General features: G+C 61.6%; 13 protein-coding genes. 3 read left to right on the forward strand and 10 right to left on the reverse strand.

All coding sequences use genetic code 11. The features are described 5' to 3' along the window. Positions 1-82: 82 nt before the first annotated feature. The 7 genes from CAF92_RS14875 to puuE form a co-directional block, all read right to left on the reverse strand. On the reverse strand, positions 83-865 hold the full coding sequence (locus CAF92_RS14875; RefSeq protein WP_046615028.1) for an outer membrane protein OmpK: 783 nt from the start codon (positions 863-865) through the stop codon (positions 83-85). Between the two features lie 352 nt (positions 866-1,217). Beyond that, a complete protein-coding gene (locus tag CAF92_RS14880; protein WP_046615029.1) occupies positions 1,218-2,003 on the reverse strand; it encodes an outer membrane protein OmpK in 786 nt (261 codons plus the stop codon). A 137-nt stretch (positions 2,004-2,140) separates the two neighbouring features. After that, complete coding sequence (locus tag CAF92_RS14885; protein ID WP_085601236.1) at positions 2,141-3,496, reverse strand: nucleobase:cation symporter-2 family protein; 1,356 nt, start codon at positions 3,494-3,496, stop codon at positions 2,141-2,143. Between the two features lie 208 nt (positions 3,497-3,704). Next, entirely contained in the window at positions 3,705-5,033 is a 1,329-nt protein-coding gene (locus tag CAF92_RS14890; RefSeq protein ID WP_046615031.1) for a urate hydroxylase PuuD, read from the reverse strand. Positions 5,034-5,092: 59 nt separating this feature from the next. Next, on the reverse strand, positions 5,093-5,596 hold the full coding sequence (locus CAF92_RS14895) for an ureidoglycolate lyase (protein ID WP_003259500.1): 504 nt from the start codon (positions 5,594-5,596) through the stop codon (positions 5,093-5,095). Between the two features lie 56 nt (positions 5,597-5,652). Continuing rightward, complete coding sequence (gene uraD / locus CAF92_RS14900) at positions 5,653-6,168, reverse strand: 2-oxo-4-hydroxy-4-carboxy-5-ureidoimidazoline decarboxylase (protein ID WP_046615032.1); 516 nt, start codon at positions 6,166-6,168, stop codon at positions 5,653-5,655. Continuing rightward, entirely contained in the window at positions 6,168-7,094 is a 927-nt protein-coding gene (gene puuE, locus CAF92_RS14905; protein ID WP_013973531.1) for an allantoinase PuuE, read from the reverse strand. The genes uraD and puuE overlap by 1 nt, the downstream gene beginning before the upstream one ends. 399 nt (positions 7,095-7,493) lie before the next feature. Here puuE and uraH point away from each other — a divergent pair, with 399 nt between their 5' ends. Continuing rightward, a complete protein-coding gene (gene uraH, locus CAF92_RS14910; RefSeq protein ID WP_003259496.1) occupies positions 7,494-7,847 on the forward strand; it encodes a hydroxyisourate hydrolase in 354 nt (117 codons plus the stop codon). A gap of 244 nt (positions 7,848-8,091) precedes the next feature. On the opposite strand, the gene CAF92_RS14915 is transcribed toward uraH, so the two are convergent. Continuing rightward, a complete protein-coding gene (locus tag CAF92_RS14915; protein WP_013973528.1) occupies positions 8,092-9,441 on the reverse strand; it encodes an NCS2 family permease in 1,350 nt (449 codons plus the stop codon). A 282-nt stretch (positions 9,442-9,723) separates the two neighbouring features. On the opposite strand from CAF92_RS14915, the gene CAF92_RS14920 reads away from it, so the two are divergent. Further along, the gene (locus CAF92_RS14920; RefSeq protein WP_015271161.1) at positions 9,724-10,479 is read left to right on the forward strand and encodes a GntR family transcriptional regulator; all 756 of its coding nucleotides are present in this window, start codon (positions 9,724-9,726) and stop codon (positions 10,477-10,479) included. 232 nt (positions 10,480-10,711) lie between these two features. Beyond that, positions 10,712-11,410 carry an aquaporin Z gene (aqpZ, locus tag CAF92_RS14930; RefSeq protein WP_085601237.1) on the forward strand — a complete coding sequence of 233 codons (699 nt, stop codon included), beginning with the start codon at positions 10,712-10,714 and terminating at the stop codon, positions 11,408-11,410. On the opposite strand, the gene guaD is transcribed toward aqpZ, so the two are convergent. Together guaD and xdhC are read right to left on the reverse strand one after the other, a co-directional pair. Beyond that, positions 11,407-12,711 (reverse strand): guanine deaminase, encoded by a 1,305-nt coding sequence (gene guaD, locus CAF92_RS14935; protein WP_025340027.1) that lies wholly within the window; start codon positions 12,709-12,711, stop codon positions 11,407-11,409. The genes aqpZ and guaD overlap by 4 nt on opposite strands. A 10-nt stretch (positions 12,712-12,721) precedes the next feature. Then, positions 12,722-13,567, reverse strand: a complete 846-nt coding sequence (xdhC, locus tag CAF92_RS14940) for a xanthine dehydrogenase accessory protein XdhC (RefSeq protein ID WP_085601238.1) — start codon at positions 13,565-13,567, stop codon at positions 12,722-12,724. Positions 13,568-13,588: the final 21 nt, after the last annotated feature.

Genomic DNA, 13,588 nt, shown 5'->3' on the forward strand with positions numbered 1-13,588 from the left:
AACGTCTGCCATGAACCCGGTGCGGACCCTGTGGGAGCGGGTTTACCCGCGAATGGGCCGCAAGGCGGCCCCTTTACTCAGATCAGAAGTGAACCTTGACCAGGAAGCTCATGGTGTTCTGATCAGTGGTGAAGGCATCGCTGTCCTTGATGCCGTACTTGTTCTTCCAGTAGTCGTATTCCACACCCACATACAGCTGCTTCTCGCCCAGGTGCAGGGCCTTGCCCAGGTCATACTTGATCTGCGGATTGAAGTGCAGGTTGGCCTGATAGGTGCCGCGGCGGTTCTCGTCGTTGTCCACCACCCAGTCCATGAAACCGTCGATCAGCACATCGGACGAACCGACCGGAATGGTGTACGACCATACCGGGGTGATCTGCCATACGTTGTCGCCAGCGCGGCTGCCGTCGGTGGTGCGGTTGTAGAAGTTCAACTGGAAGTAGTCGAAGCCAGGGATGTCCAGGTCGAAGCCCGGGCCGATCAGGTACGACTCGGTATCACCTTCGCCGAACTCGTAGGTCATCGCCAGCAGCACGTCCTTGACCGGGCCGAAGGCCAGCTTCTGGTCGAAGATCTTGCCGAACGACAGGCGCGGGCTGATTTCGCCGTAGTAGGTGTTCGGGCCATTGCCCTCATCTTTCTGGCCCTGGTAGAAGATCTTGTCGACAAAGATGAAGTTGTCGCCGTACTTCCAGCCATCAGCGTGCTCGAAGGTCACGGTTTGCTGGATCGACGGGTTGACCTTGAAGTTCTTGCCCCACAGGTAGGTCAGGCTGTTGTTCTGCCACTGCAGCAGGTCGCCGCCGAAGGTGGTGCCACAGGCCAGCAGGCCGCCGGCGAGGATCAGGCTGTTGATGGTACGCATTGCGAGTGTCGCTCCCTTGATTGATCTATTGTCAGCGCTTGTTGTTGGCGCTTTTTTGTCTTGCGAGTCAGCTTTTTTCGATAGGCCACAGCTGTTTGGCAAGGGTTGAGCCAACTTTCCTGGGCTGGCAAAACCTTCCTGCTCGACTTCGTTCTGAACGGATGAAAAGGGTCTTTCAGGCTGGCAACACGTTGGCCAACCGCCCGTATTCATTGACTGAGCGGTCAGTAAACGCAGACAGAATCCCTTCTGCCCTGATCGAGGGGGCGCGCAGATTACTGGCTTGCGCGCCTTGCCTCAAGTGCTCCGTCCTGGAGCAGGGTGGATCAAACTTGTGCGTTCGGTCAGTTTTCTAGAAGTGCACCTTGATCAGGGCACTGGTGACGCTCTGGTTGCTGTCGATGTTGCCTTGGCTGTCGATGCCGTACTTGTCCTTCCAGTAGCTGTACTCGATGCCCACGTACAGCTGCTTGGCGCCCAGGTTCAGGGCTTTGCCCAGGTCGTACTTGACCTGTGGGTTGAACTGCAGGTTGGCATGGTAGGTACCGCGGCGGGTCTGGTCGTTGTCGACCACCCAGTCCATGTAACCGTCGATCAGAATGTCGGATTTGCCCACCGGAATGGTGTACGAGAAGGCTGGGGTGATCTGCCAGACATTGTCACCGGGGCGGCTACCTTCGGTGTTGCGCAGGTAGAAGTTGAGGGTGAAGTAGTTGAAGCCGGGTATGTCCAGGTCGAAGCCGGGGCCGATCAGGTAGGCCTCGTTGTCGCCCTCGCCACGCTCGTAGGTCATGGCCAGCAGTACATCCTTGATCGGGCCGAACGCCAGCTTCTGGTCGAAGATCTTGCCGAACGACAGGCGCGGGCTGAACTCACCGTAGTAGGTGGTCACGCCTTTGCCCGGGTCGGGCTTGCCGTTGTAGAAGATCTTGTCGACGAACATGAAGGTATCGCCGTACTTCCATTTGTTGGCGTGCTCGAAGGTCACTGTCTGCTGGATGCGTGGGTTGACCTTGAAATCCTTGCCGTACAGGTAGGTCAGGCTTTCGCCATGCCACTGCAGCCATTCGCCAGCGTGGGCGGGGACGGTGGCCAGCAGGCTGCTGCCCAGCAAGAGGGACGAGGTGATGCGTTTCATGTTGTGGTTCCCGGACTTATTGTTTTTGTTTGGTTTTTTTGGCGCGCAGGCGCCCCGGACGGCCCATTCCGGCGGGCCGACGGTGTAGCGTTTACGGCGAATTCGAGGTGGGGCGGCAGTGCGCCGCCCCCCTGTGCTCAATGCTGGTGACAGGCGTCGTTTTGCACCGCACGGTCGGCACCACCCAGGATGTTGAACAGCACGTTCAACACCAGGGCACTGACCGTGGCCATGGCGATACCACTGTGGGTGATGGGTTCCATCCACTGGGGCATCTGGGCGAAGAACTCCGGACGTACCACGGGGATCAACCCGAAGCCGACGCTCACCGCGACCAGCAACTGGTTGCGACGGTCGCCGATGTCCGCCTCCTGGAGAATCTTGATCCCGGTGGCGGTGACCATGCCGAACATGGCGATGGACGCGCCGCCCAGTACTGCAGGCGGGATCGAGGCAATCAGGAAGGCCGCCTTGGGCAGCAGGCTGAGCAGGATCAGCAGGGCACCGGCCACGATGGTGACATAGCGGCAGCGCACCCCGGTCATCTGCACCAGGCCGATGTTCTGGGCGAACGAGGAGTGGGTAAAGGTGTTGAAGAAGCCGGCGATGAACGACGCGCCAGCATCGCACAGCAAGCCGCGGCGCAGCATCCCCGGGGTAACTTCACGATCGGTCACCTTGCCCAGGGCCAGGAACATGCCCGTGGACTCGACGAAGATGATCACCACCACCAGGCACATCGACAGGATCGGCGCCAGGCTGAAGGTCGGCATGCCGAAGTGCAGTGGGGTCACCACTTGCAGCCACGGTGCGTCGTTCAGGCCCGACAGGTCGACCATGCCGATGGAGCCGGCCAGGATGTAGCCCAGGCCCATTCCCACCAGCACCGACACGTTGACCCAGAAACCGCGCATGAAACGGTTGATCAGCAGGATTACCGCCAGCACCAGGCCGGCCACCAGCAGGTAGATCGGCGAACCGAAGGTCCCTGCTTCCTGACCGCCACCGGCCCAGTTGACTGCCACCGGGAACAGCGACAGGCCAATCGAGGTGATCACCGTGCCGGTGACCAGTGGCGGGAAGAAGCGTACGACCTTGGACATGAACGGCGCGATCAGCATGCCGAAGAACCCGGCGGCGATGGTGGCACCGAAGATCCCCTGCAGGCCTACGCCGGGCATGCCGGCCATGGCCACCATGCTGCCGACGGCAGCGAAACTGGCACCCATCATCACCGGCATGCGGATGCCCACCGGGCCGATACCGAAGGACTGGATGATGGTGGCGACGCCAGCGACCAGCAGGTCGGCGTTGATCAGAAAAGCGACTTCTTCACGGGACAGCCCGGCGGCCTGGCCGATGATCAATGGCACGGCGATGGCGCCGCCGTACATCAGCAGAACGTGTTGCAGGCCAACCAGGATCAGTTGGAACAGGGGCAAGGGCTCGCGCGGCGGCGCAACAGGGATATACGCCTTGCGTGACTCGGACATGCAGCACCTCGAGTTTTGTTTTTATTCTCGGATCCAAGCGCCGGCCTCAGGCGGCAGGCTTCCGGTTAAGAAAGCCTGAGGTTCCCGCTTGAGGCTGAACGCTCGATGCTTGCTTGTTGCGTATGTCTTGAAACAGAGGCCGGGAGTGCCGGCCTCTTCGCGGGTGAACCCGCTCCTACAGGGGCGGTGTTATCCCGACAATTGTGTTTCAGTTGACCGGGGCGCCTTTGGCGATCCAGTCACCGACCAGCTTGCGCTCTTCGGTGGTCATCTGGGTGATGTTGCCCAGCGGCATGATCTGGCTGGCGACCGCTTGCGCCTGGATGCGCGCGGCCTGGGCCTGGATCTGCTGCGGGGTGTCGAACATCACGCCGGCAGGGGCGGCGCTGAACAGTGGGCTGGTCGGCTTGGACGAGTGGCACACGGTGCAGCGTTCCTGGATGACATTGTGGATCTTGTCGAAGCTCTCGCCGCCAGCCTGGGCCGTGGCCTGGGCAGGGGCTTCTGCCGGTGCGGCAGGCGCTGCGGCAGCCTTGGCGGCCTCCTCGGCGCGTTGCTCGGCAGCGGTCTTGCCACCTACAGCGGTCGCGGGCAGTGGCTGGTACTCGACCTTCGCCGCGGCTTGCTCAGGGCTGACGGCCATCGGTTTCGGACCGGTGACGTAGGCCAGGCAGATCATCGCCAGGGCGCCGACCGGCAGGGTCCAGGCGTACTTGTTGCTGTCGTGGCGGGTGTTGAAGTAGTGGCGGATCAGGACCGCGGCTACTGCGATACCGGCCAGGATCAGCCAGTTGTACTGGCTACCGTAGGTGCTCGGGAAGTGGTTGCTGATCATGATGAACAGCACCGGCAAGGTGAAGTAGTTGTTGTGGCGCGAGCGCAGCAGGCCCTTGGCCGGCAGTACCGGGTCCGGGGTCTGGTTGTTCTCGATCGCAGCCACCAGCTGGCGCTGGGCCGGCATGATGATGCGGAACACGTTGCCGACCATGATGGTGCCGATGATCGCGCCGGTGTGCAGGTATGCACCACGCCCGCTGAACACCAGGCTGAAGCCCCAGCACGCGGCGATGATCAGCACGAACAGTACGGCACCGAGTAGCGCTGGTTTCTTGCCCAGGGGCGAATCGCACAGGAAGTCGTAGATGAACCAGCCGGCGATCAGCGAGCCGATACCGATGGCCACGCCTTCGGCACCGCTGAGGGTGCTGCCAGGGGCCAGCAGGTACAGGGCCGGGTTCCAGTAGAACACCACGCACAACAGGGCGATACCGGACATCCAGGTGAAATAGGCTTCCCATTTGAACCAGTGCAGGTTCTCGGGCATTTTCGGGGGGGCGAGCTTGTATTTCTCCAGGTGGTAGATACCACCGCCGTGAATTGCCCAGAGATCACCCGACAACCCATCGCGCGGGTTGCTTCGGTTCAGGTGGTTCTCCAGCCAGACGAAGTAGAACGATGCACCGATCCAGGCGACACCGGTGATCATGTGAACCCAGCGAATGCTCAGGTTCAGCCATTCGTGAAGGTGTGCTTCCACAGTATGTACCTCTTGCCGGTCACCCGCTCGGGCAAAGCCCTTGAATGACCGACCTTTTCTTATTGGTGGGGATTGAGGACCAGCATCTGTTCCTCGGTGAAGTAATGCTCGTCGCAGTTGTTGCCGGAACCACTGCGATCAACCACCAGGAAGTCATCCCGCTTTTCGATCGTCAGCACCGGGTGGTGCCAGACGCCGCGATGGTAATTAACGCCCTGCCTGCCATTACTGCGGAAGGCTCGGACCAAGCCTGATACAGGTGCATCGCCAACTGGCGCGACCACGATCAGAAAGGGGTTGCCGAGCAGCGGAATGAAAGCCTGGCTGCCCAGCGGATGGCGTTCCAGCATGCGCACGGTCAGCGGCATGTCCAGCGCGTCGGCGCGGAAGATGCTGATGATCGCCTTGTCTTCAGGCTCGGCGGTTTCGACCGTGGCGAGCTTGTGGAAGCGCATGGTCGAGCCGTTGTTGATCATGAAGTGGTCGCTGCCGTCGGTTTCGATCACGTCTCCGAAGGGGGCGAAGGCTTCTTTGGTCAGGGGCTCGATCATCAGGGTGCGCATGCGGATATCTCTTCTATGTTCGTTGTTCTGGATAAGGCTCAAGCGTTGCGGCGGCTTTACAGCTGCAGCAGGCGGAACAGGGCGATCAGGTTGATCTGCGCCAGGGCTTCCTTGAATTCGGCATCGGCATCGTTGTGAATGCGTTTTTCGAAGGAGGCGAGGATCTGGTGCCGGTTGCTGCCTTTTACCGCCATGATGAACGGGAACTGGAACTTGGCCTTGTAGGCGTCGTTCAGCTCGGTGAAACGGGCGAACTCTTCGGCGGTGCACTGGTGAATACCGGCGCCGGCCTGCTCGTTGGTGCTCGATTCGGTCAGCTCGCCCTGGATGGCGGCCTTGCCGGCCAGGTCCGGGTGAGCGTTGATCAGCGCCAGCTGGTCGGCGTGGTTGGCGCTGAGCAGGATGTCGCTCATGCGCTGGTGCAGCGCCTCGATCTCGTCCAGCTCGCCCAGTTGGCCCAGGTCATAGGCTTTTTCGGCTACCCACGGCGAGTGCTCGTAGATGTCGGCGAATGCCTCGACGAAGGCGTCACGGCTCAGGGCGGATGGCTTGAGGGTTTTGAAGGCTGTCATCAGGCGTTCTCTTTCTTGTACGGGTGGGTGGCGTGCCAGTGGCGGGCGATGTCCACGCGACGGGCGAACCAGACCTGGTCATGGCTTTTTGCGTAATCGACGAAGCGCTTCAGTGCGGCCAGGCGTGCCGGACGGCCGACCAGGCGGCAGTGCAGGCCGATGGACAGCATCTTCGGGGCCTCGGCGCCTTCGGCGTACAGCACATCGAATGCGTCCTTCAGGTACTGGAAGAACTGCTCGCCGCAGTTGAAGCCCTGTACCTGGGTAAAGCGCATGTCGTTGGTGTCGAGGGTGTAGGGGATCACCAGGTGCGGCTTGCCGGTAGGGTTGTTCGGCTCCCAGTAGGGCAGGTCGTCGTCATAGGTGTCGCTGTCGTACAGGAAGCCACCTTCTTCCATCACCAGGCGGCGGGTGTTCGGGCCGGTGCGGCCGGTGTACCAGCCCAGCGGGCGCTCGCCGGTGATTTCGGTGAGGATGCGGATCGCTTCGAGCATGTGCTCGCGCTCCTGGGCCTCGTCCATGTACTGGTAGTCGATCCAGCGGTAGCCGTGGCTGCAGATTTCATGGCCGGCCTCGGCCATGGCGCGGATCACGTCGGGGTGGCGCTGGGCGGCCATGGCCACGGCGAAGATGGTCAGCGGCACGCCACTGTCCTTGAACAGTTTCAGCAGGCGCCACACGCCGGCACGGCTGCCGTACTCGTACAGCGATTCCATGCTCATGTTGCGCACGCCCTGCAATGGCTGGGCGGCGACCATTTCCGAGAGGAAAGCTTCGGACTCCTTGTCACCGTGCAGGATGTTGCGTTCGCCACCTTCCTCGTAGTTGAGGACGAAAGACAGCGCGATGCGAGCGTTGCCCGGCCATTGCGGGTGAGGAGGGTTGTTGCCGTAACCGATCAGGTCGCGAGGGTAGTCAGCGCTCACTGCAGTCTTCCTTCTTGTGCGTTAGTGCGGGTGGTGGGCGGGCCGCGTCGGTATGTCGCACCACCGGATGGGCTGATTGTATACAACTTCTGAAATCTTTTGTAAGCCTGTTTTTCCGCATTTCTTCCCTTTTGTCGCCTCGAAGCGACCTGGAAAAACAGTGCAAGAAACCTGCCTGATTGGTCAGCTAATGACGTTGGCGACTTTGTCGTGCCTGTATTTGCGACCGATGGGTCGTTAATGGGCAAGAAACGGCGGGTGCGACGCATGGGCTCAAAAAATTGTGTACAATTTTGCGATGGAATGTCTTAATGGCGTCATTCCCGCACATCGCAGGCCCTTTGGCGTGATGATGGCCGTGTATTTTTTGCCCACAGATTGAACAAGAGGCGACAAGCAATGGGACGTTTGACCACACACGTACTGGATGCCGCGCATGGCTGCCCGGGCAGCTCGATCAAGGTCGAGCTTTACCGTGTCGAAGGCCAGCAGCTGGAGCTGGTGAACACTGCCCTGACCAACAGCGATGGCCGCGTCGACGCGCCGCTGCTGCAGGGTGACGACTACCGTACCGGCGTCTACCAGCTGCAGTTCAGCGCTGGCGACTACTACCGCGCTCGCGGTGTACAGCTGCCAGCCCAGGCGTTCCTGGATGTTGTCGTGCTGCGCTTTGGCATCGACGAGCAGCAGGAGCACTACCACGTGCCGCTGCTGATCTCGCCGTACAGCTATTCGACCTATCGTGGAAGCTAGTTGGTCGCTAGAAGAATCTTCGTAGGTCCTTTGGCCCGCTCTCACACTGGCGGGCTTTTTTTCGTCTGCTGTTTTTGTATCGCCTGCACCGACCTCTTCGCGGGCTTGCCCGCTCCCACAGGTACGGAGCCGGGTTTTAAGGCTGTGGTGATCCTGTGGGAGCGGGCAAGCCCGCGAAGAGGTCGGTACAGGCTGTAGCAATAAAGAAAGGGCGCCGAGGCGCCCTTGGTTGGTGCAGCAGGGCTCAGAGGAACACGAACTTGGCAATGAAGATTGCGCACAGCACCCACAGGCTGGCCGAGATTTCCTTGTACTTGCCGGTACCCGCCTTCAACGCGACGTAGCTGATGAAGCCCAACGCAATACCATCGGCGACCGAGAAGGTCAGCGGCATCATGATGACCGTGACGATCGCTGGAATGCTGTCGGTAGCTTCGTCCCAGTGGATATGCGCCATGCTGCCCATCATCAGCATCGCCACGTAGATCAGTGCGCCGGCAGTGGCATAGGCGGGAATCATCCCGGCCAGCGGCGCGAAGAACATTGCGGCAATGAACAGCAGGCCGACCACCACGGCGGTCAGGCCAGTGCGGCCACCCGCTGCGACACCCGCAGCACTCTCCACATAGCTGGTCACCGGCGGCACACCGACCACGGCGCCGAACACGCTCGAAGCACTGTCTGCCTTCAGCGCTTTGGACAGGTTCTCGATGCGCCCGTCCGGCGCCACCAGGTTGGCGCGCTGCGCCACGCCCATCAGCGTGCCGGCGGTGTCGAACATATGCACGAACAGAAACGCCAGCACCACGCTGATCATGCTGACGTTGAACACGCCAGCCACATCCATCGCCATCCAGGTCGGTGCCAGGCTCGGCGGCATCGACATTACCCCGCCGAACTTGACCAGGCCCAGCCCCCAACCCGCCAGGGTGACACCAATGATGCTGATCAGGATCGCCCCAAACACCCGCTTGTAGCTGAGGATGGCAATCAGCAGGAAGCACACGGCTGCCAGCAGTGGCCCTGGCTCATGCAGCGAACCCAGCTTGATCAGGGTAGCGGGGCTGTCGACGATGATGCCTGCCGTCTTCAGGCCGATCAGCCCGAGAAACAATCCGACGCCGGCCCCCATGGCATGGCGCAGGCTGACCGGGATGCTGTTGAGCAACCATTCGCGCACTTTCGACAAGGTCAGGAACATGAACAGCACGCCCGAGACGAACACCGCCCCCAGTGCCGTTTCCCAGTTGTAGCCCATGGTGCCGACCACGGTGTAGGTGAAGAAGGCGTTAAGCCCCATGCCTGGTGCCAGGCCTACCGGCCAGTTGGCGTACAGGCCCATCAGCAGGCAGCCCAGCGCGGCGGCGATGCAAGTGGCGACGAAAGCGGCACCGTGGTCGATGCCGGCGTCGGCCATGATGTTGGGGTTGACGAAGATGATGTAGGCCATGGTGATGAAGGTGGTCACCCCGGCGATCATTTCGGTTCTGACGGTGCTGCCGTGTTGCTTGAGTTTGAAAATCCGCTCCAGCCAGCTCGTTTCGAGCGGTGGGGCAAGATCCAGCGTAGGGGCTTCGGATTTGCGGCTTTCCACAGCGAGTACTCCTCAAGTCTTTCTTGTTGTTATGGAGCCAGGGGCCTGCGCAATGCACTTGGCGGCTCCGCGAGGGAAGGCAGACGTCTGACCGGTTTATTGACTTTAGGGTCAAGAAGTTGCTCGGTGGATTATCCTTTTGTGTACAAAGAATGCAAATAATGTTTTATCTTTTGTGTGCGCAATGCGTCGTACAACGGCTATATAGGTAAAAGGCCACCTGCAGAAACGGCTCAGCCTGTGTACAATGGCGCCATACTTTCCTTCGTGCCTCGAGAGCCCATGAACGAACAGCTGCAACCTCTGAAGAAACCTGCGCGTACCGGCAAGGCCGGCCGCAGTGGTACCCAGGACGACATCGTCTACGCGCATATTTTCGAGGCGATCCTCGAGCAGCGTCTGGCACCGGGCACCAAGTTGAGCGAGGAAGCGCTGGGCGAGATATTCGGCGTCAGCCGCACCATCATCCGCCGCGCCTTGTCGCGTCTGGCCCACGAAAGCGTGGTGCTGTTGCGGCCGAACCGCGGCGCGGTGGTTGCCAGCCCTACGGTGGAAGAGGCCCGCCAGGTGTTCTTCTCCCGGCGCATGGTCGAAAGGGCCATTACCGAACTGGCCGTGCAGCACGCTACCCTCGAGCAGCTCAACGAGCTGCGGCAGATGGTGCGTGAGGAGCGCGACAGCTTTTCCCGTGGTGACCGCGGTGCCGGCATTCGTCTTTCCGGCGAATTCCACCTCAAGCTGGCCGAGGCCGCGGGTAATGCGCCGCTGGTCAGCTTCCAGCGCAGCCTGGTGTCGCAGACTTCGCTGATCATTGCCCAGTACGAAAGCGGCAACCGTTCGCATTGCTCGTATGACGAACACATGCAGCTGATCGATGCCATCGAGGCGCGCGATGCCGAGCAGGCGGTGAGCCTGATGATGCACCACATGGACCACATCGACAGCAAGCTGAACCTGGACGAGGAGAGTGCCTCGGACGATCTGCATGCGGTGTTCTCGCATCTGCTGAAAAAGCCCAAGGTTTCTGCCAAGGGTTGATCGTTTGCTGAAGTGAAATTAGTGCGCCGTTGTGGGAGCGGGTTCACCCGCGAACACCGGCGCAGCCGGTGCCATACACCGTGTCGCCTTGTTCGCGGGTAAACCCGCTCCCACAAGCAGTACGGCCATCTCTCGCAGTTGACCAAACGTCTGCTAAATTCTTGTGAGCAAACCTTCATCAAGCAGTTGGGCTTGCGCGTCCGTTGCGTTCAACTTCTTGAGGAAAGGATTCATGAGCATGTCCCTCGGTAAACGCATGGGTGCCGAGCTGGTCGGCACCTTCTGGCTGGTGCTTGGCGGCTGTGGCAGTGCGGTACTCGCCGCCAGTTCCCCCATCGGCATCGGTGTACTTGGCGTCGCCTTCGCCTTCGGCCTTACCGTGCTGACCATGGCCTTTGCCATCGGTCATATCTCCGGCTGTCACCTCAACCCCGCCGTGTCGTTCGGGCTGGTGGTGGGCGGGCGCTTCCCGGCCAAAGAGCTGTTGCCCTACGTGATCGCCCAGGTGATCGGCGCCACCCTGGCGGCAGGTGTGATCTACCTCATCGCCAGCGGCAAGGCAGGTTTCGAGCTGTCTGCGGGATTGGCTTCGAACGGCTACGCCGACCACTCGCCCGGCGGCTACACGCTCGGGGCGGGCTTTGCTAGTGAGGTGGTTATGACGGCGATGTTCCTGGTGGTGATCATGGGTGCCACCGATGCCCGGGCGCCTGCGGGTTTTGCACCGATCGCCATTGGCCTGGCCCTGACCCTGATCCACCTGATCTCGATCCCGGTGACCAATACCTCGGTCAACCCCGCGCGTAGCACGGGGCCGGCCTTGTTCGTCGGTGGCTGGGCCCTGCAACAGCTTTGGCTGTTCTGGGTGGCGCCGCTGATCGGTGCTGCGATCGGCGGCGCACTGTACCGGGGCTTGGCAAAAGAACCTTAGCGCTGGTGCACGCAACGCCCGGCGGCGTAGGTTTCACGCACAGTGCGGTCGTCGCCGAGGGTGGTTAGCACGAACAGGGTTTCCTCGATGCTGTTGGACTGTTGGATGCGGTAGTCCAGCAGTGGCGTGGCCTTGTAGTCCAGTACCACAAAGTCGGCATCGTTGCCCGGGCGCAGGCTGCCGATGCGGTCGTCCAGGCGCAGCGCGCGGGCGCCGCCAAGGGTGGCCAGGTACAGTGACTTGTAGGGGTGCAGGCGCGCGCCCTGCAGCTGCATCACCTTGTACGCTTCGTTCAGGGTGTTGAGCAGCGAGAAGCTGGTGCCGGCGCCAACGTCGGTGCCCAAGCCTACATTGACCTTGAAACGCTCGGCCTGGGGCAGGTTGAACAGGCCGCTGCCCAGGAACAGGTTGGAGGTGGGGCAGAAGGCCACGGCCGAGCCGGTTTCGGCCAGGCGCTGGCATTCGTCATCGCACAGGTGCACGCCATGGGCGAATACCGAGCGTTCGCCCAGCAGCTCGAAGTGGTCGTATACGTCGAGATAACCCTTCTGCTCGGGGAACAGCGACTTGACCCAATCGATCTCCTTGAGGTTTTCCGACAGGTGCGTGTGCATGTACACGCCCGGGTGCTCCTTCAGCAATTGGCCGGCCAGCGCCAGCTGTTCAGGCGTACTGGTCGGGGCGAAGCGCGGGGTGACTGCATAGTGCAGGCGGCCCTTGCCGTGCCAGCGCTCGATCAGTGCCTTGCTTTCGGCATAGCCGGACTCGGCGGTGTCGGTCAGGTAGTCCGGAGCGTTGCGGTCCATCATCACCTTGCCGGCAATCAGGCGCAGGTCCAGGCGCTCGGCTTCCTCGAACAAAGCATTGACCGATTCCGGGTGCACGCTGCCGAACACCAGGGCGGTGGTGGTGCCGTTGCGCAGCAGTTCCTTGAGGAAAATCTTCGCCACCTGGTCGGCGTGGCCCTTGTCGGCGAACTGCTTTTCGCAAGGGAAGGTGTAGGTGTTCAGCCAGTCCAGCAGCTGTTCGCCGTAGGAGCCGATCATGCCGGTCTGCGGGAAGTGGATATGGGTGTCGATGAACCCCGGGGTGATCAGCGCGTCCTGGTAGTGCTCGACCGGGATATCGGCATCCAGGGTCGGCAGCAGTTCGGCGGCGTGGCCAACGGCACGGATACGGCCATCGTCGACCACCAGCAGGCCGTCCTCGAAGTATTCATGGGAAGCCTCCAGGCCCACCTCGGCCGGGTCGGCGATGCTGTGCAGGATGGCGGCACGGTAGGCTTTGCGGGTAACGGTCATAACACACTCGTCAAATGGCTTGGCTGCGCCGGGAAGGCGGCAGCAACTGGGCAATGGGGCCGGCATTGGCGGCAGCATCGTGCTGGCCGAAGCAGGCGTTGTAGGTGGCGATGATTTCACCGGCGATGGACACGGCGATCTCGATGGGCAGCTTGCCCTTGACCTCGGCCAGGCCCATCGGGCAGCGCATGCGCGCCATCACGGCATCGTCGTAGCCGCGTTCGCGCAGGCGGTGCTCGAACTTGACCCGTTTGGTCTTCGAGCCGATCAGGCCGAACCAGGTGAAGTCGTTGCGCTTGAGAATGGCGGCGGTCAGTTCCAGGTCGAGCTGGTGGTTGTGAGTCATGACGATGCAATAGCAGCCTGGCGGCAGCTCTGCTACCTCGTCGACCGGCTCCTCGCTGACCACCTTGGTCACCCCGTCGGGGATCAGGGCAGGGAATTCCTGCTCGCGCGAATCGATCCAGCGCACCCGGCAGGGCAGCGCGGCGAGCAAGGGTACCAGAGCCCGGCCGACATGGCCCGCGCCGAACACCGCGATCTGCGCCTGCACCGCGGCCATGGGTTCGAACAGCAGCACAGTGACGCCGCCGCAGCACTGGCCAAGGCTGGCACCGAGGCTGAAGCGCTCCAGGTGCGGGGTGGTGCGGTGCTCTTCGAGCATTTGCCGGGCGATGTGCAGGGCTTTGTATTCCAGGTGGCCGCCGCCGATGGTGTCGAACAGGGCGCTGGCGCTGACGACCATTTTCGAGCCGGCATTGCGCGGGGTCGAGCCGCGCTCCTCGATGATGGTGACCAGCACGCAGGCTTCGCCACGGGACTGGTGGTCGGCGAGGGCGTTGATCCATTGGTGCATGATGCAGATCCTCATTTCAGG

The sequence above is a fragment of the Pseudomonas sp. B10(2017) genome, assembly GCF_002113295.1.
GTDB lineage: Bacteria > Pseudomonadota > Gammaproteobacteria > Pseudomonadales > Pseudomonadaceae > Aquipseudomonas > Aquipseudomonas pudica.

What these genes read in the sequence shown, in the direction of transcription:
- CAF92_RS14920 (WP_015271161.1), top strand. Translation starts at nt 9,724, where the DNA reads ATGAACGAACAGCTGCAACCTCTGAAGAAACCTGCGCGTACCGGCAAG.
- CAF92_RS14895 (WP_003259500.1), bottom strand. Translation starts at nt 5,596, where the DNA reads ATGCGCACCCTGATGATCGAGCCCCTGACCAAAGAAGCCTTCGCCCCC.
- guaD (WP_025340027.1), bottom strand. Translation starts at nt 12,711, where the DNA reads ATGACCGTTACCCGCAAAGCCTACCGTGCCGCCATCCTGCACAGCATC.
- xdhC (WP_085601238.1), bottom strand. Translation starts at nt 13,567, where the DNA reads ATGCACCAATGGATCAACGCCCTCGCCGACCACCAGTCCCGTGGCGAA.
- CAF92_RS14885 (WP_085601236.1), bottom strand. Translation starts at nt 3,496, where the DNA reads ATGTCCGAGTCACGCAAGGCGTATATCCCTGTTGCGCCGCCGCGCGAG.
- uraD (WP_046615032.1), bottom strand. Translation starts at nt 6,168, where the DNA reads ATGACAGCCTTCAAAACCCTCAAGCCATCCGCCCTGAGCCGTGACGCC.
- uraH (WP_003259496.1), top strand. Translation starts at nt 7,494, where the DNA reads ATGGGACGTTTGACCACACACGTACTGGATGCCGCGCATGGCTGCCCG.
- CAF92_RS14875 (WP_046615028.1), bottom strand. Translation starts at nt 865, where the DNA reads ATGCGTACCATCAACAGCCTGATCCTCGCCGGCGGCCTGCTGGCCTGT.
- aqpZ (WP_085601237.1), top strand. Translation starts at nt 10,712, where the DNA reads ATGAGCATGTCCCTCGGTAAACGCATGGGTGCCGAGCTGGTCGGCACC.
- CAF92_RS14880 (WP_046615029.1), bottom strand. Translation starts at nt 2,003, where the DNA reads ATGAAACGCATCACCTCGTCCCTCTTGCTGGGCAGCAGCCTGCTGGCC.